Consider the following 20472-nt stretch of genomic DNA (forward strand, 5'->3'; position numbering starts at 1 on the left):
GGCTTCGGGAAGCCATGCATCTGAGCTGTGTCATTCGACGCTGTATTCGCGCCAATATTTTCAGAATTCAGTTCAGAGCAGAGCCGGTCGAACATCGTGCGAAGGATATCGGCTGATGAGCGCCGGTGCGCGCCGACGGTTTCCCGCCCTCACCCGCCACGCGTCCGAGCGTTTGGATTTCTCGGCCCTTCTGGACGTCTTCGTCGGTTCCGGTGCAATCGGTGCTGGTCGACCGAATATCTTGACCGAACCGTGGCCGGGACGCCCGGGCGCGATCCTTACGCGGTGGCGCAGCTTTCTCCGGGCATGAAAAGCCCCGCAGGGTCGGGTGACCCTGCGGGGCGATACCATCGCGGAAGTTCGTCGAGCTTACCCTGGAGGCTTAAGCCCTGCCTAGGGGCTTATTCGGCGGCGATGCTGTGGGCTTGGCTGCCGTCGGTGTAGGTCTCGGACTGGAGCCGCTTGCCCGGGGCGGCACGGCCCGGCAGGGGCGGCAGGGCACGCGCCTTCTCCAGATCGATGCCCGCACCCTCGGCGACGCGGCGGCCGTAATCCTCATCGGCGTGGAGGAAGTGCCAGACCATCCGCAGCTGGATCGGCTCCGGGCACTGCTTCATGTCGCCGACGAGGTTGGCGATCAGGTCGTCGCGCTCCCAATCCTGGAACGAGCGGTAGCGCACGCCGGCCTGGGTGTAGTCGTCCTCGGTGCGCGAGGTCTGGTAGCGGCCGAGATTGCCGCTCACCGGCTGGTGATAGTCCTTGGTGGGCTTCGGCGCCTCGCGCAGGCCCTCGGCGAGGGTCGAGGGCTCGTAGTTGATGTGCTTGTTCGGACCGGTGCCATCGACGCCGTAGGTCATCTGCCCGTCGCGCTGGTTCGAATAGACCTTCACGCCCGGCTGCGGCGCATTGATCGGCAGCTGCAGGTAGTTGGCGCCGACCCGGTAGCGCTGCGTGTCCGAGTAGGACAGCGTGCGCCCCTGGAGCATCTTGTCGTCCGAGAAGTCGATGCCGTCGACGAGGACGCCCGTGCCGAAGGCGGACTGCTCGACCTCGGCGAAGAAGTTGTCCGGCACGCGGTCCAGCACCATGCGGCCGACCGGCAGCAGCGGGAACTGGTCGACGGGCCAGAGCTTCGTGTCGTCGAGCGGGTCGAACGACAGGTGGTCGTTCGGGCCGTCGGGCATGATCTGAACGCAGAATTCCCACTCGGGGAAGTTGCCGGCCTTGATGTTGTCGTAGAGGTCGCGCGTGGCGTGGCCCACGTCCTTGGCCTGGATCTCGGACGCCTGCGCCGAGGTCAGGTTGCGTACGCCCTGCTTGGGCTCCCAGTGGAACTTGCAGAGCACGGCCTCGCCCTGGTCGTTGACCAGTTTGTAGGTGTTCACGCCCGAGCCTTCCATCTCGCGATAGTTGGCCGGAATGCCCCATGGCGACTTCAGGTGCGTGACCATGTGGATCGACTCGGGGTGCTGCGCCACGAAGTCGAAGAAGCGCCACGCCTCCTGGCGGTTCGTCACCGGGTCGGGCTTGAACGCGTGGATCATGTCGGGGAACTTGATCGCGTCGCGGATGAAGAAGACCTTGAGGTTGTTGCCCACGAGGTCCCAGTTTCCGTCGACGGTCTTGAACTTCACCGCGAAGCCGCGCGGGTCGCGCTCGGTCTCCGGGCTCTCCTTGGCGCCGGCCACGGTGGAGAAGCGCACGAACATCGGCGTCTTGACGCCGGTCTCGTTGAGGACGCGGGCGCGGGTGTACTTGGAGGCCGGCTCGTTGCCGATCTTGCCGTAGGCCTCGAAGTAGCCGTGCGCGCCGGCGCCGCGGGCATGCACCACCCGCTCCGGGATCCGCTCACGATCGAAATGCGTGATCTTCTCGATGAACTGATAGTTCTCGAGAGTCGCAGGGCCGCGCTCGCCAACCGTGCGGGTGCTCTGGTTGTCGCGAACCGGGTGGCCCTGGCGGGTGGTCAGAATCGGGCGCTGATCGCTCATGCGGTGCTCTCTCGCTCGGAAAACGGTCGACGCGGCGATGGCCGCATCCAGACCTTGGCCTGAAAACCTGGAATGGTTCTGAGACAGCCTTATGACCCGCCCGGACCGATTTGGCTAATGCATCGTGGCGAACATGGTGATAGGCACAGCCTATGAACATGTCCGGGCTTTCCCTGCGGGACCTCGAATACGTCGTCGCCGTCGCGGAAGAGATGCATTTCGGCCGGGCCGCCGAGCGCTGCAACGTCAGCCAGCCGACGCTCAGCGTCCAGGTCCGCAAGCTGGAGGACCTCCTCGGGCTCGCGCTGTTCGAGCGCGGCCATCGCCGGGTGATGCTGACCCCGGCGGGGCAATCCATCGTGCGCCAGGCCCGCGTCGTGATGGCCGAGGCCCAGCGCCTCCTGGTGCTGGCGAGCGAGGGCCGCGGCGCGCCGCTCACCGGCCGTCTCGTCCTGGCGGCGATCCAGACGCTCGGCCCCTACCTCTTTCCGCTGATCCTGCGCACCCTGCGGCAGGAATTTCCGCTCCTCGCCCTGGCCTTGAGCGAGGCGCGCACCGCCGAGATCCTGGAAGGTCTGCGCAACGGCCGCATCGACGCCGCCCTCGTCTCCCTGCCGGTGCCGGCCTCGGGGCTCACCGTGTCGCCCCTGTTCGTCGAGCCGTTCCAACTCACCTGCCCGGCTGAGCATCCCTTGGCCCGGGGCGGGGCGCTTCGGGCGACCGACATCGCCGGGCCGGACCTCCTCCTTCTCGACGAGGGCAACTGCCTGCGCGACCAGACCGTGGCCGCCTGCGGCGCCGGCTCGGCCGCCGGGCGCCACGCCACCAGCCTGGAAACCCTGCGCTCGATGGTGGCGGCGGGCGCCGGCTACACCCTGCTCCCCACCCTGGCGGTGCCCTCCGGACCCGATCCGAGCGGCCTGACGGTGACGCGCAGCTTCGACGTGGACGGGCCCGGCCGCACCGTCGCCCTCGCCTGGCGCACCAGCGACCCGCGCGCCGACGGCCTCGCGCATCTGGCCGCGTTCTTCCGCGCCCACGCGCCGGCGGGCACCACCGCCTGCCGCGACGACGGCATGCCACGTCCGCGCGCCGCGCGCCGTGACAGCGTCGCCGATCCGGTGTAGCGCCCGGCGCGACGGGCATTCCTGCCCGTCCCTCACCCGGCATCCGAATCCCGGCATCCAATCCCCGGCATCTCCGTGCTCTCACTGCGCTTCATCGGCCGTTGGGCGGCTCTTCTCGCGGCCTCCGGCCTCCTGGCCTACGCCCTCGACCATGCGCATTTCCCGGCGGCCCTCCTGCTCGGGCCGATGGTGGCGGCCATCGCATTCGGGGTCGGCGGCGCCGACCTCTCGGTGCCCAAGTTCGGCTTCCAGGCCGCCCAGGCGATGATCGGCTGTCTCGTGGCGCACACCGTCACGGGCGACATCGTCGCCACGGTCGTGGATGACGGCTTCCTGATCCTCGCCGTGGTTCTCGTCACCGTCCTGGTCGGCGGGGCGGTCGGCTGGGCCCTGACCCGCCTGCGCGTCCTGCCGGGCTCCACCGCCGCCTGGGGCTCGTCGCCCGGCGGCGCCGCCGCCATGGTGGCGATGTCGGAGGAATACGGCGCCGACCCGCGCCTGGTCGCCTTCATGCAGTACGTCCGGGTGGTGGCCGTGGTGCTGTCGGCCTCCGTCATGGCGCGGCTTCTGACGAACGTCGCGGACGTGGTCCCGGCGCCCGACCCCATGAGCGTGGCGCCGCTCGCGATCCTGGCGACGCTGGCCGTCGCCGCCTGCGGGGCGGCCCTGGCCAAGCTCCTGCGCCTGCCCGCCTTCGCCCTCACCGGGCCGATGCTTCTGGGTGCGGCCCTGCACGCGTCCGGCCTCGTCTCGATGGCCCTGCCGATGCCGCTCCTCGACCTCGCCTACGCCACCATCGGCTGGTATGTCGGCCTGCGCTTCCGCCGCGAGACCCTGCGCGAGACCTTCGGGGCGCTGCCCGGCATCGTCATCGCGACCCTCGGGGTCATCGCGCTCTGCGGTGGCTGGGCCTACGGCCTGACCTTCCTGCTGCCCATCGACTTCCTCACCGCCTACCTCGCCACCAGCCCGGGCGGCCTCGATTCGGTGGCGATCATCGCGGTCGGCTCCAAGGTCGACGTCTCCTTCGTCCTCGCGGTACAGACGCTGCGGCTGTTCGTGGTGCTGGTGACGGGTCCGATCGTGGCGAAGTGGATCGCCCGCGGTGCGCCGGCGGCGCCCTGAGATGCACGCCCTCTACCTCGCCTTCCTGAATTCCTGGCGCGGCCTCTTGCACGGCGCCCGGACCGAGCGGGCGGTGCGCCTCGAGCTCGTGCTCCTCCTCCTCGGCCTGCCCCTGGCGCTGGTGCTCGGCTCCGGCCTCTGGGTGCGGGTGGCCCTGGTGGCGAGCCTGCTCCTGATGCTCGCCGCCGAGTTCCTCAACACGGCGGTGGAGAAGCTCTGCGACCATCTCCATCCGGGTCAGCACCCTAGGATCGGGATCGTCAAGGACCTCGCTTCGGCCGGGACCTTCTCCGCACAGGGGATCGCGGCCCTGGTCTGGGCGGCGGCGCTGTTCGAGCGGCTCTCCAGCCTTCCCTGACGTCATTCGAAAAACGATTCCGGAGAAGATCCGCCGGTTTCGTAAAGAACCAAGGGCCGGCGCGGTCTGGACACGCCCGATACGGTCCTCCAACGCTGAACCTACGGTCGGCCCCTGTCGGAACGACCTGAGTCAGCCGAGGTGCGTTCATGGCAGTCGCCACAATCCTGAGACAAACACTGCTCGGCCTGAGCGGTCTACTTCTCCTGATACATCCAGCGGGTGCGGCCGATCTGCCGAAGATCGCCGTGATCGCGACCGGCGGCACGATCGCGATGAAGCTCGACCCCACCACCCACGCGCCGGTGCCCGCCCTCTCGGGCGAGGATCTCGTCGCCGCGGTCCCGAAGCTGAAGGACATCGCCGCGATCGCCGTGACGGAGTTCAGCAACGTCCCGAGCGACTACATGGGACCGGACCGCTGGCCCGCCCTGTCCCGCAAGGTCGACGAGATCCTGGCCGACCCGTCGGTCCGCGGCGCCATCGTCCTGCACGGCACCGATACGCTGGACCAGACCGCCTACTTCCTCGACCTGACCGTGAAGAGCGACAAGCCCATCGTGCTGGTGGGCGCCCAGCGCAACGCCTCCGACTGGGATTCGGACGGATCGCGCAACCTCCTCAACGCGGCCCGGCAGATCCTCGCCGACGGCGCGACCGGCATGGGCGTGACGGTGACGCTCAACCATCACATCAATGCCGCCCGCGAGGTCCGCAAGACGCACACGAGCAACGTCGAGACCTTCAATTCGGGCGATGCCGGCTTCCTCGGTTACGTCGACGAGGACCGCGTGATCTTCAGCCGCAAGTCGCTGCGCCGTCAGACGCTTCCCCTGCCCGACCGGATGCCCCGGGTCGATCTCGTCGCGATGTATGCGGGTGCCGACGGCAGCCAGGTGCGCCATGCCGCCGAGACGGGCGCCGAGGCCATCGTCGTCGAAGCCTATGGCTGGGGCAACATGAACGCCGAGATGCACGACGCGATCAAGGACGTCATCGCCAGGGGCGTGCCCGTGGTCGTGGCCACCAAGGTCTATAACGGGCGCGCGCTGCCGGTTTACGGCTTCAAGGGCGGTGGCAACACGCTGCTGAAGGCCGGGGCGGTCTTCGCCGACGACCTGACGCCGGACAAGGCGCGCATCCTCACCCTGATCGCCCTGCCGACGACCAGGAACCGGGCGGCGCTCCAGGCCCTGTTCGACAGGTAGGTGGGACGGCACGATGGCGACGGACTACAGCCGGGCGGGACCGGCCGGTTGGGTCCGGCAGGTCGGCCCCGTCCGTCTCCATCTGAGCGACGAGAACGGGGCGCCGAGCCCGGCGCAGGCCGCGGTCGCCGCGGTCGTGGCTGCGTCGCTCGGCTCCCTGCGCGACAAGGCCGCGTCCTATCTCGATCTGTTCGTGGACCGGGCCAGGGCCTGCGGCCGTGCCGATGAGCCCTGGTGGCTCGACGCGATCGAGTTCCGCGACCACGCCGGCTCGGATCCGCTCTGCTACGCGCTCCACTTCACCCTGGAGGGCGACGCGGACGGTCTCTGGAGCGTGGACATGCGGGTCCTGGCGGACGCACACCGGCCGTTCCGCTTCGAGTGCCGCCAGGGCTGATCCGGCCCGTCCGCGCCGGCCCGTGTCGAGGCCTGCGCCTCGGTGCGGCGCCGAGGCGATTCAGGACTGCATCCACCTCGCTCGCTTCTGCGGCTCCGAAGGTCTATGTGCGGGCGACATCCCACGCACCGCGCCACCCCGGAGCTCGTGTCTCCTTGACCGACTACATCCGCAAGATCCTCACCGCCCGCGTCTACGACGTCGCCATCGAGAGCCCGCTCGATCCGATGCCGCGCATGTCGGCGCGCCTCGCCCGCCCGGTGCTCCTGAAGCGCGAGGATCTGCAGCCGGTGTTCTCGTTCAAGCTGCGCGGCGCCTACAACAAGATGTCGGGGCTCGACCCCGCGCTGCTCGCCAAGGGCGTCGTCTGCGCCTCGGCCGGCAACCACGCCCAGGGCGTGGCCCTCGCCGCCGCCCGCCTGAACGTGCGCGCGGTGATCGTGATGCCGCGCACCACCCCGGCGATCAAGGTCGATGCCTGCCGGGCCCGGGGCGCCGAGGTCATCCTGTTCGGCGACGCCTTCGACGAGGCCCTGGGCCATGCCCGGGAGCTGGAGGCGCGCGACGGCCTGACCTTCCTGCATCCCTTCGACGATCCGGACGTGATCGCCGGCCAGGGCACCATCGGGATGGAGATCCTGACCCAGCATTCCGGGCCGATCGAGGCGATCTTCGTGCCCGTGGGCGGCGGCGGCCTGGCGGCCGGCATCGCCACCTTCGTCAAGTACCTGCGCCCCGAGACCAGGGTCGTCGGCGTCGAGCCCGACGACGCCGCCTGCATGGCCGCGGCGCTCGCGGCCGGGAAACGCGTGGTGCTGCCCACCGTCGGCCTGTTCGCCGACGGCGTCGCCGTGCGGGAGGCGGGCGCGGAGACCTTCCGGCTCTGCCGCGAGTTCCTCGACGAGGTCATCACCGTCGACACCGACGCCATGTGCGCGGCCGTGAAGGACATCTTCGACGACACCCGCGCCATCTCGGAGCCCTCGGGCGCCCTGGCGCTGGCCGGCGCCAAGGCCTACGCCGCGCGCCAGGAGGGCGGGACCGGCACGCTGGTGGCGATCTCCAGCGGGGCGAACCTGAACTTCGACCGCCTGCGCCACATCGCCGAGCGCGCCGAGATCGGCGAGCAGCGCGAGGTCCTGCTCGGCGTCACCATCCCCGAGCGGGCGGGCGCCTACCGCGCCTTCATCCAGACCCTGGGCCCCCGGGCGATCACCGAGTTCAACTACCGCTACGCGGCCGGCGCCAACGCGCAGATCTTCGTCGGGATCAACCTCGCGGGCGGCCTTCGCGAGAAGCACGCCCTCATCGACTCGCTGAGGGCCGCCGGCTACCGCGCCGTCGACATGAGCGACAACGAGATGGCCAAGGTCCACATCCGCTACATGGTCGGCGGGCGCGCCACCGGCCTCGCCGACGAGCGCCTGTACCGCTTCCAGTTTCCGGAGCGGCCCGGCGCCCTGATGAAGTTCCTCGACGCCCTCGGCGACGGCTTCGACATCACCCTGTTCCACTACCGCAACCACGGCGCCGATTACGGCCGGGTGCTCGCCGGCATCGACGTGCCGCCGGCCGAGCGCGCCCGCTTCGATGCGGCCATCGAGGCGCTGCACTACCCCTGCGTCGACGAGACCGACAATCCAGCCTACCGGATGTTCCTCGACGACGGGCGCGGCGGCGCGGACGCGGCGGCCTGAGACCGGACCGTCGAGACCGTCGGGCGCACTGATGGCGCGTCCGATTGACCGGCCCTCGATGCACGCGCCGAGGCAGTCACAACAACTCAGGGTATTCACATCACCATGACTGGTGGTGGTATTTTGAATACTTTTCTGGAGCTCGACCGCGAAAGTTTTACTTCAACATTTGGGCCTAGAAGCGGCGTCCGAATTCCTCACCGGTCGCCTCGAATGCCGCGTCTTACCAGTCTCAACGTCCGCCTCCCGGCGATCACCGTCGGGCTGGCGCTTGTCAGCGCCACCGTCATGGGTGGTCTGAGCTGGTACAGCGCCCGGTCCGGCCTCGTCGACGCGGCCCAGGAGCGCCTGCAATTCGCGGCCTCGGCCCGCAAGGCCGGCATCGAGCTGATCGCCGAGCGCGTCGGCGGCGACCTCGTCACGGTGGCGGGCAACCCGCAGGTCGCCGGCAATTTCGGTGACCTCGTCGAGGCCCTGGACCCGGCCAAGTCCGACTTCGCCAACCTCGTCCGGACCTATACCGGCGGCGCCACCCTCGAGGCGCGCCTCGGTGCCGAAGCGGCCGGGTCGATGTACGGCCGGCGGCACGCCAAGGTGCAGGAGGTTGCCCGCAAGCTCCTCGAGCGCCCGGGCTACGCCGACCTCGTCTTCGTCTCGGAGGACGGGCGCATCGTCTACACCACGACCAAGGGTGCCGATTTCGGCCGCGCGCTAGCCGAGCCCGAGCTCGCTTCGACGGGTCTTGCCCGCCTCGTCGCGCGGCTGAAGACCGCCGACCCCGACGCGACGCTCTACGAGGACTACGCCGCCTATCCGACGGAGGCGGTTCCGTCGGCCTTCATCGGCCGGGCCATCGCCCGCCGCGCCAACGTCGCGATGGGCACCGGCCAGGACGCGTCGCGCATCGGCTTCGTTCTGCTGCGCCTGACGCCCACCCTCTTCGACCGGACCCTCTCGGACCGCGGCGGCCTCGGCGAGACCGGCCAGGTCATGGCCGTCGGAGCGGACGGCGCCCTGCGCAGCAACCCGCCCCTGTCCCGCTCCGTCGTCGCCGGCAAGCCCGCCACGGCGCTCGGCCTCGACAAGGGCGATCTCGCGGGCAATCGCCCCTTCACCTATACGAGCGGCACCGGCCACCGGATGGCGGCCACCGCCCGCGTGTCGGTTCTCGGCGCGCCCTGGACGATCATCGCCGAGCAGGCCGAGGACGAGACCCTCGCGGCCGTCGGCACCCTCACCCGCGCCCTGGCGGTGACGGCGCTCGCCGTCCTGGCCGTCACGGCGATCCTCGGGCTTCTGTTCGCCCGCACCATCGTCGCCCCCCTGGGCGCCCTCACCCGCGCCCTGCAGGCGCTGGCCCGCCGGGAGGCCCTGGCCGAGGTGCCGGGCAGCCGCCGGGCGGACGAGATCGGCGACATCGCCCGGGCCGTCGTCACCATCCGCGACATCTCGCTGGAGGAGGCCGCGCAGCAGCTCAAGACCACCGAGGCGGCGCGCCTGCGCGAGGAGACCGAGCGCCGGACCCTGCTGCGCGACCTCGCCGACCGCTTCGAGCGCTCCGTCGGCGGCATCGTCGGCACCGTCTCGCAGGCCTCCAGCGACCTGCAGGGTGCCGCGACCGGCATGACCGAGGCGGTGGCCGGCACGGCGCGGCGCTCCACCTCCGTGGCGGCGACCGCGCAGGAGACCGCCGGCAACGTCAACGCCGTGGCGGTGGCGGCCGAGGAGCTCGGCGCCACGGTCGGGGAGATCGGCCGCCAGGTCGAACAGGCCTCCACCATGTCCGCCCAGGCCGTCGACGAGGCGGGACGCACGGCCGCCACCATGCAGACCCTGTCCGATGCCGCGACCCGGATCGGCGATGTCGTCGGCCTCGTCTCGCAGATCGCCAGCCAGACCAATCTCCTGGCGCTGAATGCCACGATCGAGGCGGCGCGGGCCGGCGAGGCGGGGCGCGGCTTCGCGGTGGTCGCCGCCGAGGTGAAGAACCTCGCGGAGCAGACCAGCCGTGCCACCACGGAGATCGCCGAGCAGGTCGACGCCATCCGCTCGGCCACCACGGGCGCCACCGGCGCGATCCGCAGCATCGTGACGCGGATCGAGGGCATGAGCGTCGTCACCAGCAGCATCGCCGCCGCAGTCGAGGAGCAGGGCGTGACGACCCAGGAGATCGTCCGCAACATGGGCCAGGCCTCCTCGGGCACCGGCGCCATGAGCCAGGACATCGAGGCGGTCGCCCGCTCGGCGGCCGAGGCCGGCGCGACGGCCGATCAGGTCCAGCGTGCCTCCGCCGACCTGTCCCGCCAGTCCGAGCAGCTGCGCACGGAAGTCGCCGGCTTCCTCGCCACCGTCCGGGCCGCCTGAGCGCGGGCGGGCCGTGCCCCCCGCCTGGGCCGTCGGCGCCCGCCGGCCATGTCCCGACAAGGGTTGACCCCCCGGCGGGCTCGGGCCCAATGCCCCGGCTCAACCGGGACCCCTCGCCGATGCCGCCGCTCCTCGCCCTGCCCTTCCCCGCCATCGATCCGGTGGCGGTGGCGATCGGGCCGATCACCATCAAGTGGTACGCCCTGGCCTACATCGTCGGCCTGCTCGGCGGCTGGTACTACGCGCGCCGGCTGGTGGCGGCGGACCGCTACTGGGGCGTGGTGCGGCGCCCGAGCCTGAACGACATCGACGACCTCATCGTCTGGGTGGCCCTGGGCGTCGTCCTCGGCGGGCGCATCGGCTACGTCCTGTTCTACAACCTGCCCCTCTACCTCGCCGATCCCGTCGAGATCCTGGCCATCCGCAACGGCGGCATGTCCTTCCATGGCGGCTTCCTCGGCGCCGTGCTGGCGATGGTGCTGTTCGCCCGCGCCCGCAAGCTCCAGGCCCTCACCCTCCTCGACCTCGCCGGCGTGGTGGTGCCGATCGGGCTGTTCTTCGGGCGCATCGCGAATTTCGTGAACGGCGAGCTCTGGGGCCGCATCGCCCCGGACTTCCCCTATGCCGTCGTCTTCCCCACCGGCGGCCCCCTGCCCCGTCACCCGAGCCAGCTCTACGAGGCGGCCACCGAGGGCGCGCTCCTGTTCGTCGTGATGATGATCGCGGTGCGCGCCAACGGCTTCCGCAGGCCCGGCCTGATGGGCGGGATCTTCGTCCTGGGCTACGCCATCGCCCGGACCTTCTGCGAGTTCTTCCGCGAACCGGACCGACAGCTCGGCTACCTGTTCGGCACCGAGACCTGGTCCACCGGCGGCATCACCATGGGGATGGTGCTGTGCGTGCCGATGGCGCTGGTCGGCCTGACCGCCATCGTCCTGGCCCTGCGCGGCGCCACGCGCCCGCGCGTCCCGGCGGAGGAGGCCGGTCCCGTCTCGCCCGCCAAGGTCGACGCGGCGTGACGAGCCCGCTCTTCGCCGAGATCCGCGACGAGATCCTGGCCTCCGGTCCGATCGGGCTCGACCGCTACATGAGCCTCTGCCTCGGCCATCCGGTGCACGGCTACTACCGCACCCGCGATCCCCTGGGAGCGGCCGGCGACTTCGTCACCGCCCCCGAGATCAGCCAGATGTTCGGCGAGCTCATCGGGATCTGGATCGCGGCGACCTGGTCTGCCATGGGTGCGCCCACCGACCTCGCCCTGGTGGAACTCGGACCTGGCCGCGGCACCCTGATGCAGGATGCGCTGCGGGCGCTGGCCCGCGCCGCACCGGACCTGCGCCCGGCCCTGCATCTCGTCGAGACGAGCCCGGTGCTCCGGGCCGAGCAGGCCGCCCGCCTCTCGGGCGCCGCGCCGACCTGGCACGAGTCCATCGAGACCCTGCCGCCCGGCTCGACCCTCGTCGTCGCCAACGAATTCTTCGACGCCCTCCCCGTCCGCCAGTTCCAGCGCGCATCGCGCGGCTGGTTCGAACGCCTCGTCGGCCTCTCGCCGGATGGCGGCGCCCTCGCTTTCGGCCTGGCGGCGGAGCCCGATACCCGCATCGCCGCGAGCGGCCCGAACGGGGTCCTGATGACCCTGCCGGGCGCCGCCCTCGACACCGTGCGCGGCCTCGCCCGCCGCGTCGTCGCCGAGAGGGGCGCGGTGCTGGCCATCGATTACGGCCATGTCCGGCCGGGCTTCGGCGACTCGCTCCAGGCTTTGCGCGGCCATGCCTTCGTCCCGCCGCTCGCCGCCCCCGGCGAAGCCGACCTCACCACGCACGTGGACTTCGCGGCCCTCGGCCGCGCCGCGACCGGCGAAGGCGCAATCCTGCACGGCCCGGTCGACCAGCGCGACTTCCTCCTCGCCCTCGGCCTGCGCGAGCGGGCCGAGCGATTGGGGCGGGACGCGTCACCGGCGCAGCGCGACGCGATCACGGCCGCCGCCACCCGCCTCACCGACCCATCCCGGCGCGGCATGGGCAGCCTGTTCAAAGCGATGGCGTTCTCGGATTCGGCACTGACGGCTCTGCCGGGTCTTCCGGCAGCGAAGCTTTGAGAAGATCGTTCGGTGCGACGCGGCTCAATGCGCGCGGCGGGCGAACCAGAGCGTGCCCAGGCCCAGCGCGAGGGCGCCGAGGGGGAACAGCAGCAGGGTCAGGGTGTGGACATCCATTACCGGAGTTCCCGCAGAAAACCTCTTGCAGCCCAATGTAGGACTCCGCTGACGCAGATGCAAAGCAGGGAGAGCACCGGAGTCAGCCATGGCCTGTCGGGTTGGGCCGCCGCTGCGCTGCGCTGGGAAAACAGAGGCGCCAGGCCTCCGACCGCGAGCACCGCGATGGCGACGCCGTTCACATAGGTCGCCGTCAGCTTTGCGCGCTCGTTCGCGATCAGTCGCGTCCTGGTGTCCTGCGACTCACCCATGGCGCCTCGAACCCTGTAACCTCGGATCGTTGTGCGGTCAGGCAGGCCGACGAAGACATCGGGCACGGCGAGCGTGGAGAAGTCGTGCCTGATCACCCGCGCGGACACCGAACAGGAAGCTATTCCTCCATCTCGGTCAAGGGGTGCCGGGCGCCAATCTCCGGTGGATGGGGAAAACTTGACTTGCCGGCCCTGTCGGACTAACCGCCTCCCTATTCATTCGACGGTCTGATCGTCATCACGAACGCCGACCGGCCCCGCGAGGCCGGAGGTCAACGCCCGACAGCGCGATGCGCCCTCGGGCGAGCTTCGCGTTGGGGACAGGGCGTCGGCCCCGCTCACCCCGTCGTCGTCGAGCCCCGATGCCCAACGCTGCCGCGAACACGACCCTGCGCATCGAGGATGCGGTGAACGACACCTGCCCCTGGTCGGGCAAGCCGATCGCGGCCGACTCGCTCACCCTCTACAACGGTGCGGTGGTCGGCTTCTGCAATCCGGAGTGCCGGGACAAGTTCGCCAAGGCGATCCGCGGTTTCGAGGATGCGCTCCAGGCGCGCCGGGCCGAGAGCGCGGGCGTGAACCAGTGACCGGTCCGACGACGATGCCGGTCCAGGGAGCCTGACGCATGTTCGAAGGCCTGTCCGATCGCCTTTCCGGGATTCTCTCCGGCCTCACGCGGCGCGGCGCGCTCACCGAGGCCGACGTCACCGCCGCCCTGCGCGAGGTCCGGCGCGCCCTTCTCGAGGCCGACGTCGCTCTCGAAGTGGTGCGCGGCTTCACCGAGAAGGTGCGCGAGAAGGCGGTCGGCGCCGTCGTCCTGAAGTCGGTCACCCCCGGCCAGATGGTCGTCAAGATCGTCAACGACGAGCTCGTGGCGATGCTCGGCTCGGACGCGAGCATCATCGACCTGAACGCCCCCGCCCCCGTCGCCATCCTGATGGTCGGCCTCCAGGGCTCGGGCAAGACCACCACCACCGCCAAGATCGCCCGCCGGCTGGTGGCCCGCGACAAGCGCCGGGTGCTGCTGGCCTCCCTCGACACCCGCCGCCCGGCGGCGATGGAGCAGCTCGCCATCCTGGCCAAGCAGGTCGAGGTCGAGAGCCTGCCGATCGTCGCCGGCCAGTCGGCGGTGCAGATCGCCCGCCGCGCCATGGATGCCGCCCGCCTCGGCGGCTTCGACGTGGTCATGCTCGACACCGCCGGCCGCATCACCCTCGACGAGGCGCTGATGGCGGAGGCGGCCGAGGTCAAGGCGGCCACCAACCCGCACGAGGTGCTCCTCGTCGCCGACGCCCTGACCGGCCAGGATGCGGTGAACACGGCCCGCGCCTTCGATGAGCGCCTCGGCGTCACCGGCATCGTGCTGACCCGCATGGACGGCGATTCGCGCGGCGGCGCGGCCCTGTCGATGCGCGCCGTCACCGGCAAGCCGATCAAGCTCGTCGGCACCGGCGAGAAGGTCGACGCCCTGGAGGAGTTCCACCCCTCCCGCGTCGCCAACCGCATCCTCGGCATGGGCGACATCGTCAGCCTCGTCGAGAAGGCGGCCGAGACCATCGACCACGAGCAGGCGCTCCGCACCGCGGAGAAGATGCGCAAGGGCAAGTTCGACCTCGACGACCTGTCGATGCAGCTCGCCCAGATGGAGAAGATGGGCGGCATCGGCGGCCTGATGGGCATGCTCCCGGGCATGGGCCAGATCAAGAAGCAGGTCGAGAACGCCAACCTGGACGAGAAGATGTTCGCCCGGCAGCGGGCCATCATCTCGTCGATGACCGCCCAGGAGCGGAAGAATCCCGACATCCTCAAGAATTCCCGCAAGAAGCGCATCGCTGCGGGCTCGGGGACGAAGGTGGAGGAGCTGAACAAGCTCCTCAAGATGCACCGGACCATGGCCGACATGATGAAGGCGATGGGCTCGGGCAAGCGCGGCATCGGCCAGGCCCTCGGCTCGATGTTCGGCATGGGGGGTGGTGGAATGCCGGGCGGCATGCCCGGCCTGCCCCCCGGCATGCCGGAACCGACGCCGGAAATGATCGCCGACATGCAGAAGCAGCTCGGCGGCAAGCTCCCCCCGATGCCCCCGGGCCTCGGGGGCAAGATGCCGGGCCTGCCCGGGCTCGGGGGTCCCAAGGGCCCCGGCGGCCTGCCGGGTCTCGGCGGATTTCCCTTCGGGAAGAAGAAGTAGCGACGGGGGGCGTAGCGCATAGCGAGTCGGGTTCGCGCCCACGGACTCGCCATTCGCTACGCGCTCCTCGCCCTGACACGACACACTGACCTTTGGAGTAGAACCATGTCCCTCAAGATCCGTCTCACCCGTGGCGGCGCCAAGAAGCGCCCGTACTACCGCATCGTCGTCGCCGACGCCCGCGCCCCCCGCGACGGCCGCTTCATCGACAAGGTCGGCGTCTACGACCCGATGAAGGCCAAGGACGATCCGGCCCGCATCGTGCTCGAGGCCGACAAGATCCAGTCCTGGCTCGCCAAGGGCGCCCAGCCCACCGACCGCGTCCTGCGCTTCCTCGACGCCGCCGGCCTCGCCAAGCGCCCCGCGCGCAACAACCCGCAGAAGGCCGAGCCGGGCGAGAAGGCGAAGGAGCGCGCCGCCAAGCGCGCCGAGAAGGCCGCCGCCCCGGCCGAAGACGCCGCGGCCTGAGGCGCGTCCGCGCATGGCCCGCCGTCCCGGAGGCTCTTCATCCCACGGTGACGGTGGCCGCCGTGCGCGCCCCGGCCGCATCGGCAGCGATGCGGCCACCTCGGCCCGCCGGCCGAAGCCCGACGCCGACGCGCCCCTGCCGCCCACCGACCCGAGCCTCGTCCAGATGGGCGAATTCGGGCGGGCGCACGGGCTCAACGGCGAGGTCCGGCTGAAATCCTACACCGGCGACCCGCAGGCGATCGCCTCCTACGGGCCGCTGATCGGCGCCGACGGGCGCCGCATCGAGATCACCGACATCCGCCAGGCCGGCGGCGCCTCCCCCGACCTCCTGGTCGTTCGGGTGAAGGGCGTGACCGACCGCACCGGCGCGGAGGGGCTGAACCGCCTCGCCCTGTTCCTCCCGCGCGAGCGCCTCGGCACCGTGGCGGACGCGGACGAATTCTTCACCGCCGACCTCGTCGGTCTCGCGGTGGTCGACACGCAAGGCGCGCTCCTCGGCACCGTCGCGGACGTGCCGAATTACGGCGGCGGCGATCTCCTGGAGATCAAGCCGGCCCTCGGCGGTACCACCGCCCTCCTGCCCTTCACCAAGGCCTTCGTTCCGGAGCTCGACGTCGCCGGTGGCCGCGTCGTGGTCGATCCCCCGGACGACCTGTTCGCGCCGGCCCAGCCGCGCCCGCCCGACGAGCCCGCCTGAGAGCCCGATCGCGGCCGGCCCTCAGGCGGAACCGGTCCCGGATGCCGCGCCCCAGGCCGGCGCCCGATCCCCGGCGGCCGACGATTCCCGCGACGTCCGGCCGATATACGTCCGGTTTCGGCCGTCCGCCTTCGCCGCGTAGAGCGCCGCATCGGCGTCGCGGTAGAGGTCCATGACCGCCCGCGGTCCGTCGCGGCCCGGGGACGTGCTCGCCAGCCCGATGCTCACCGTCAGCGAGCCGGCGGGGATGCCGGCGCCGGGAAGGCCGAAGCGCCGGATTTCGGCATGGATCCGGTCGGCGACGCGACGGGCGGCCGCCAGGTCGGCGGCGAGCAGCAGCACGAACTCCTCTCCGCCGACGCGGCACACGAGGTCGCCCGGGCGTCGCGCGCTCGCCATCAGGCAATGCGCCAGCCCCTTCAGGACCTCGTCGCCGACGTGGCCGTGGCGGTCGTTCACCGCCTTGAAGTGGTCCGCATCGATCACGAGCAGCGACAAGGGCTGGTCGGGCGGCAGGCCGGACCTTTCGCGCTCCGCCAGGGCCTCCTCGAAGCGGCGCCGGTTCGGAAGGCCCGTCAGCGCATCGGTCAGCGAGAGGCGCGCCAGTTCCGCCTCGATCCGGCTCCGGTGCCGGAGCTCGCGCCCGAACAGCAGCGAGAGGCCGGCGCACAGGCCGCACAGGCTCAGTACGGCGCTGCCGATCACCAGCGCCTTGGCGCGCCATTCCGCCTCGATCTCCTCGGCGGCCAGGGCGACGTCCAGGATCAGCGGCAGGTCGCCGATCCGCGTGAAGGCGTGGTGCCGGTTCTCGTCGCCGCGGACCGAGGTGCCGACGAAGGTGCCGGCGCCCTCCTGCACGAAGCGCTGGAAGGTCGGCGCGGACGCGACGCTGACGCCGATCTCCTCATCGACGGCGGGGTGGCGCATCAGGCGCCGTCCGTCCGCGAGGTAGAGGTTGATCGCCCCCTTGGTCCCGAGGGCGATGTTGGCGAAGAGCCGGCTGAAATAGGTGAGCTTCAGGGAGGCCTGGACCACGCCGCCGAAGCGGCCGTCGGGCCCGTTGATCCGGCGGCTGAGGACGATGACCGGCACGCCGAGGAGGCGCGACACCACCGGCTCACTGATGAAGAGCGCGACATCGGGCCGATCGCGGTGGACCCGGAAGTAGCTCCGGTCCGCGTTGTTCAGGGGACGGGCCGGGATGCCCTTGGCGTCGAAGACGGTCCTGCCGGTCTCGTCCACCACGAGGATCACGCCCATGTCCCGCGCCAGCACGGCCCGGTCGAAGAGGATGAGTTGCTGTAGGGCGGGGCTGGCCGCCGCAAATCCCGGTGCCGTCAGGTTGTCGGCGACCCCGCGCAGCGACAGGTCGATGATCTCGATGTTGCGGGCGATGTCGCGCTCGATCACCTGGAGCAGATTGCGCGAGGTCTGGGTCGCCTTCTCCCAGGCATCCGCGCGCAGGTCGAGCAGCATCAGCCCCGAGATCGCGAGCAACCCGAGTGGTGCCAGGATGCCCAGCCCGATCCAGGTCTGCGACGAGCGCAGCCGGTGCGCGAGATCAACCAGCATCCGCATCGACGACCATCCCACCTCCGTTCGCGAGCATTGCCCCACATGCCATGGCAAGTCCTAATCGGAGGTTGCATGGTCGGACGTCGCCGGAGCGGACGCGGCGTCATGGAACCCGACGCCGGCTCCGCATCGTCGCGCGGCCGCGCCCGTCAGGATCAATGGTCTCGGGAGGTCGAGGACGCGGTCCGTGGGGCAGCGCGGCGTCCTCGACGCGAGCAGGCCGACCCGTTCGAACTAAGTGACATGAACGAAAATGGCCGTTACAACGACTGGCCGCCGGGAAAGTTCCCCCATGAGCTACCACCTCGAGCAGGGTATCAGGCCAGATACAGCCGATCCCGCGCGGCTTGCTGAGCTCAGGGCTCTCGACATCCTCGACACCGCGCCTGAACAGGCCTTCGACGACGTCGTGCAACTGTGTCGCCTGCTGTGCGGGTCCCCGGTCGCCCTGATCAGCCTCGTGGACGAGGACCGCCAGTGGTTCAAGGCCCGCACCGGGTTCCCGCCCTGCGAGACCGATCTCAACGCCTCGGTCTGCGTCTATGCCCTGAGCGAGGCCGACCTCTTGGTGATTCCGGACCTGGCGGACGATCCGCGAACCAGTCGGAATCCGCTCGTCACGGGTGAACCGCATATCCGCTTCTATGCCGGCGCGCCCCTGCGGATGCGGAGCGGCCAGGTGCTCGGCAGCCTGTGCGTGCTCGATCATCAGCCGCGCCCGGACGGGCTGACCGACGATCAGGCCGATGGTCTGCGGCGCCTCGCGCGCCAGGTGACGACCCTCATCCATGAGCGCCGGCAGATCGCCCTGGTCAAGGCCGAGGAAATCTACGCCCGGGCGGCCTCGCTCCGGCGCGCCGCGCTGATCGAACTCGGGGACTTCCTGCGCAACGAGGCCTCCGTTCCCGCCATGACCCAGCGGGCGGCCGAGATCGTCGGCCGGACCCTCGACGCCGATCGGACCGGCTACGGCGAACTCGATGCGGCCGGCGAGCACATCACCGTCCACCGCGACTGGACGACCGCCGGCACGGCCAGTCTCGTCGGGCGGCATCCCTTCGTGAATCAGGACACCCTCGGTCCCGACCTCGCGCGCGGGGAAACCCTCGTCGTCGACGCCGTGGCGGACGATCCACGGACCGCGGAGACAGCCGCCCGCCTCGCCCGGATCGATGTCGGCGCCCTGCTCAACGTGCCGGTGCGCGAGCGCGGCCGAAGCGTCGGGCTGTTCTTCGTCCACAGCACGGCGCCGCGCGCCTGGCACCCCGAGGAGGTCGCCTTCGTCCGCAACGTCGCGGATCGCGTCCAGGTCGGCATCGCGCGCCTGCGGGCCGAGGAACAGCAGGCGGTCCTGAACCGCGAACTCAGCCACCGCATGAAGAACATGCTGGCCATGGTCCAGGCCATCGCCACCCAGACGCTCCGCAACGCTCCCGACCTGGACACGGCCCGGGACGTCCTGGCCGACCGGCTCTTCGCGATGAGCAAGGCCCACGACCTGCTCCTCAACGGCACGCGCGAGAGCGCGAGCATCGAGGCGGTGATCCGCGGGGCGCTCGAGATCCACGACGATGCCGGATCGGAACGCCTGCGTCTCGCCGGACCCTTCGTCCAGGTCGGCTCGAAGGCCGCCCTGTCCCTCGCCCTGATGGTCCACGAACTCGCGACGAATGCGGCCAAGTACGGCGCCCTCTCCTGCCCGGAGGGGACCGTCGCGGTCACCTGGACCGTGGAGGCCGACGGCCCCGAGTCGATGCTGACCCTGTCGTGGCGGGAACGCGGAGGACCCGCGGTCGCCCCGCCCAAGCGCCGCGGATTCGGGAGCCGGCTGATCGAGCGCGGCCTCGCGGGTGCCGTCGGCGGCAGCGTCCGCACGACCTACGAGTCAGTGGGGCTGGTCTGCGAACTCACGGCGCCGCTGCGCGGCATCGAGGCGGAGGAGTGAGCCGCGCCCGTCATCGCGGCGGGCTGCCGGGTCCGTCCTTCGCCCGCCGGGTGGCGTCGTCCCGGCAGGGACGGATCGTGCGCGGGTCCGGCCGGTCCGCCGCCGTGGGCGCTTCGAAGATCGCGAGGTAGCCGACGCCGCCGTCGAGCACCGTGACGCCGGTCTGCCGGTATCCGGCAGCGGAGAGCTCGCAGGCGAGGAGCGCGGGCGGCGTTCCGTGGCGCGAGGGCACGTCGTCCGCGTCGACGATGCCCACCTTGCCCCCCGGCTTCATCATCGGCGCCAGGTTGTGGAGCAGTCCGAAGGGCTGGGCGATCTCGTGGTACATGTGGACCAGCACCGCCGCATCGAGCGAGGCGGCCGGCAGGCGCGGGTCGTGCGGCTCGCCGCGCACCACCGTAACGTTGGTCAGCGCGCTCCTGGCGATGCGCGCCTCCAGCCCCGCCAGGTAGCGGGGCGTCACGTCCTCGGCGTAGACGTGGCCCTGCGGGCCGACGCGCTCGGCCAGCCGCACCGTGTAGTAGCCGCTGCCGGCCCCGATATCGGCGACGCTCTGGCCGGCCGCGATGCCCATCAGGCGGACCACCTGCCCGACCTCGTCGACCGAATCACGCTGCTTCTCCGAGGCCCAGAGGGGCGCGACGATCTCGGCCACCGGCCGGTCGGGCCTGGGAAAGGCGGAGGCGGGCGTGCCCGCCGGGGCCAGGGGTTCGGCCGCGCGGACCGGCTGGAGCAGCGCCGAACCCGTCAGCGCGAGGGAGACGGTGACGGTCCGCAGGAGCGGAACGACGGCACGGTCACGGAGGGAGCGGGAAGCGGCCATGGCAGGACAACCCGTTGCCGCCGCTTCGGTGCCACGTTGA

Annotated in this window: 17 protein-coding genes; 14 read left to right on the forward strand and 3 right to left on the reverse strand. The window is 70.9% G+C overall.

Going from position 1 to position 20472, the window contains the following annotated elements:
- Positions 1-401: 401 nt before the first annotated feature.
- Positions 402-1991 carry a catalase gene (locus tag ASF49_RS16910; RefSeq protein WP_056475403.1) on the reverse strand — a complete coding sequence of 530 codons (1590 nt, stop codon included), beginning with the start codon at positions 1989-1991 and terminating at the stop codon, positions 402-404.
- Positions 1992-2143: 152 nt separating this feature from the next.
- Between ASF49_RS16910 and ASF49_RS16915 the strand changes: the two genes are divergently transcribed.
- From ASF49_RS16915 to rimM, 13 genes are all read left to right on the forward strand, one after another.
- Positions 2144-3118 (forward strand): LysR substrate-binding domain-containing protein, encoded by a 975-nt coding sequence (locus ASF49_RS16915; protein WP_056475405.1) that lies wholly within the window; start codon positions 2144-2146, stop codon positions 3116-3118.
- Between the two features lie 75 nt (positions 3119-3193).
- On the forward strand, positions 3194-4243 hold the full coding sequence (locus ASF49_RS16920) for an AbrB family transcriptional regulator (RefSeq protein WP_056475409.1): 1050 nt from the start codon (positions 3194-3196) through the stop codon (positions 4241-4243).
- 1 nt (position 4244) lies between these two features.
- Positions 4245-4601, forward strand: coding sequence for a diacylglycerol kinase (locus ASF49_RS16925; RefSeq protein WP_056475412.1), 357 nt, complete (start codon positions 4245-4247; stop codon positions 4599-4601).
- Positions 4602-4750: 149 nt separating this feature from the next.
- Entirely contained in the window at positions 4751-5809 is a 1059-nt protein-coding gene (locus ASF49_RS16930) for an asparaginase (RefSeq protein WP_056475413.1), read from the forward strand.
- Between the two features lie 13 nt (positions 5810-5822).
- Entirely contained in the window at positions 5823-6206 is a 384-nt protein-coding gene (locus ASF49_RS16935) for a hypothetical protein (RefSeq protein WP_056475416.1), read from the forward strand.
- Between the two features lie 155 nt (positions 6207-6361).
- Positions 6362-7903 carry a threonine ammonia-lyase, biosynthetic gene (gene ilvA, locus ASF49_RS16940; RefSeq protein WP_056475420.1) on the forward strand — a complete coding sequence of 514 codons (1542 nt, stop codon included), beginning with the start codon at positions 6362-6364 and terminating at the stop codon, positions 7901-7903.
- A gap of 213 nt (positions 7904-8116) precedes the next feature.
- Positions 8117-10267 (forward strand): methyl-accepting chemotaxis protein, encoded by a 2151-nt coding sequence (locus tag ASF49_RS16945; protein WP_056475423.1) that lies wholly within the window; start codon positions 8117-8119, stop codon positions 10265-10267.
- A 119-nt stretch (positions 10268-10386) separates the two neighbouring features.
- Positions 10387-11286: a prolipoprotein diacylglyceryl transferase gene (gene lgt / locus ASF49_RS16950; RefSeq protein ID WP_056475602.1), complete on the forward strand. Its 900-nt coding sequence runs from the start codon at positions 10387-10389 to the stop codon at positions 11284-11286.
- Positions 11283-12365: a class I SAM-dependent methyltransferase gene (locus tag ASF49_RS16955; RefSeq protein ID WP_056475426.1), complete on the forward strand. Its 1083-nt coding sequence runs from the start codon at positions 11283-11285 to the stop codon at positions 12363-12365. The genes lgt and ASF49_RS16955 overlap by 4 nt, the downstream gene beginning before the upstream one ends.
- Positions 12366-13095: 730 nt before the next feature.
- Positions 13096-13320, forward strand: coding sequence for a hypothetical protein (locus ASF49_RS16965; protein WP_056475430.1), 225 nt, complete (start codon positions 13096-13098; stop codon positions 13318-13320).
- A gap of 38 nt (positions 13321-13358) precedes the next feature.
- Entirely contained in the window at positions 13359-14921 is a 1563-nt protein-coding gene (gene ffh, locus ASF49_RS16970; protein ID WP_056475433.1) for a signal recognition particle protein, read from the forward strand.
- A gap of 105 nt (positions 14922-15026) precedes the next feature.
- The gene (gene rpsP / locus ASF49_RS16975; RefSeq protein ID WP_056475437.1) at positions 15027-15389 is read left to right on the forward strand and encodes a 30S ribosomal protein S16; all 363 of its coding nucleotides are present in this window, start codon (positions 15027-15029) and stop codon (positions 15387-15389) included.
- Positions 15390-15402: 13 nt separating this feature from the next.
- Complete coding sequence (gene rimM / locus ASF49_RS16980; protein ID WP_056475442.1) at positions 15403-16089, forward strand: ribosome maturation factor RimM; 687 nt, start codon at positions 15403-15405, stop codon at positions 16087-16089.
- Between the two features lie 21 nt (positions 16090-16110).
- Here rimM and ASF49_RS16985 read toward each other — a convergent pair whose 3' ends face one another.
- Entirely contained in the window at positions 16111-17667 is a 1557-nt protein-coding gene (locus ASF49_RS16985; protein WP_056475445.1) for a sensor domain-containing diguanylate cyclase, read from the reverse strand.
- A gap of 289 nt (positions 17668-17956) precedes the next feature.
- Here ASF49_RS16985 and ASF49_RS16990 point away from each other — a divergent pair, with 289 nt between their 5' ends.
- Positions 17957-19609: a sensor histidine kinase gene (locus tag ASF49_RS16990; protein ID WP_056475449.1), complete on the forward strand. Its 1653-nt coding sequence runs from the start codon at positions 17957-17959 to the stop codon at positions 19607-19609.
- Positions 19610-19619: 10 nt separating this feature from the next.
- Here ASF49_RS16990 and ASF49_RS16995 read toward each other — a convergent pair whose 3' ends face one another.
- Entirely contained in the window at positions 19620-20432 is an 813-nt protein-coding gene (locus tag ASF49_RS16995; RefSeq protein WP_082511364.1) for a class I SAM-dependent methyltransferase, read from the reverse strand.
- Positions 20433-20472: the final 40 nt, after the last annotated feature.

Source organism: Methylobacterium sp. Leaf104 (assembly GCF_001422885.1).
Taxonomy (GTDB): Bacteria; Pseudomonadota; Alphaproteobacteria; order Rhizobiales; family Beijerinckiaceae; genus Methylobacterium.

What these genes read in the sequence shown, in the direction of transcription:
- ffh (WP_056475433.1), top strand. Translation starts at nt 13,359, where the DNA reads ATGTTCGAAGGCCTGTCCGATCGCCTTTCCGGGATTCTCTCCGGCCTC.
- ASF49_RS16985 (WP_056475445.1), bottom strand. Translation starts at nt 17,667, where the DNA reads ATGCGGATGCTGGTTGATCTCGCGCACCGGCTGCGCTCGTCGCAGACC.
- ASF49_RS16935 (WP_056475416.1), top strand. Translation starts at nt 5,823, where the DNA reads ATGGCGACGGACTACAGCCGGGCGGGACCGGCCGGTTGGGTCCGGCAG.
- ASF49_RS16990 (WP_056475449.1), top strand. Translation starts at nt 17,957, where the DNA reads ATGAGCTACCACCTCGAGCAGGGTATCAGGCCAGATACAGCCGATCCC.
- ASF49_RS16995 (WP_082511364.1), bottom strand. Translation starts at nt 20,432, where the DNA reads ATGGCCGCTTCCCGCTCCCTCCGTGACCGTGCCGTCGTTCCGCTCCTG.
- lgt (WP_056475602.1), top strand. Translation starts at nt 10,387, where the DNA reads ATGCCGCCGCTCCTCGCCCTGCCCTTCCCCGCCATCGATCCGGTGGCG.
- ASF49_RS16945 (WP_056475423.1), top strand. Translation starts at nt 8,117, where the DNA reads ATGCCGCGTCTTACCAGTCTCAACGTCCGCCTCCCGGCGATCACCGTC.
- ASF49_RS16910 (WP_056475403.1), bottom strand. Translation starts at nt 1,991, where the DNA reads ATGAGCGATCAGCGCCCGATTCTGACCACCCGCCAGGGCCACCCGGTT.
- ASF49_RS16965 (WP_056475430.1), top strand. Translation starts at nt 13,096, where the DNA reads ATGCCCAACGCTGCCGCGAACACGACCCTGCGCATCGAGGATGCGGTG.
- ASF49_RS16915 (WP_056475405.1), top strand. Translation starts at nt 2,144, where the DNA reads ATGAACATGTCCGGGCTTTCCCTGCGGGACCTCGAATACGTCGTCGCC.
- rpsP (WP_056475437.1), top strand. Translation starts at nt 15,027, where the DNA reads ATGTCCCTCAAGATCCGTCTCACCCGTGGCGGCGCCAAGAAGCGCCCG.
- rimM (WP_056475442.1), top strand. Translation starts at nt 15,403, where the DNA reads ATGGCCCGCCGTCCCGGAGGCTCTTCATCCCACGGTGACGGTGGCCGC.
- ASF49_RS16925 (WP_056475412.1), top strand. Translation starts at nt 4,245, where the DNA reads ATGCACGCCCTCTACCTCGCCTTCCTGAATTCCTGGCGCGGCCTCTTG.
- ASF49_RS16930 (WP_056475413.1), top strand. Translation starts at nt 4,751, where the DNA reads ATGGCAGTCGCCACAATCCTGAGACAAACACTGCTCGGCCTGAGCGGT.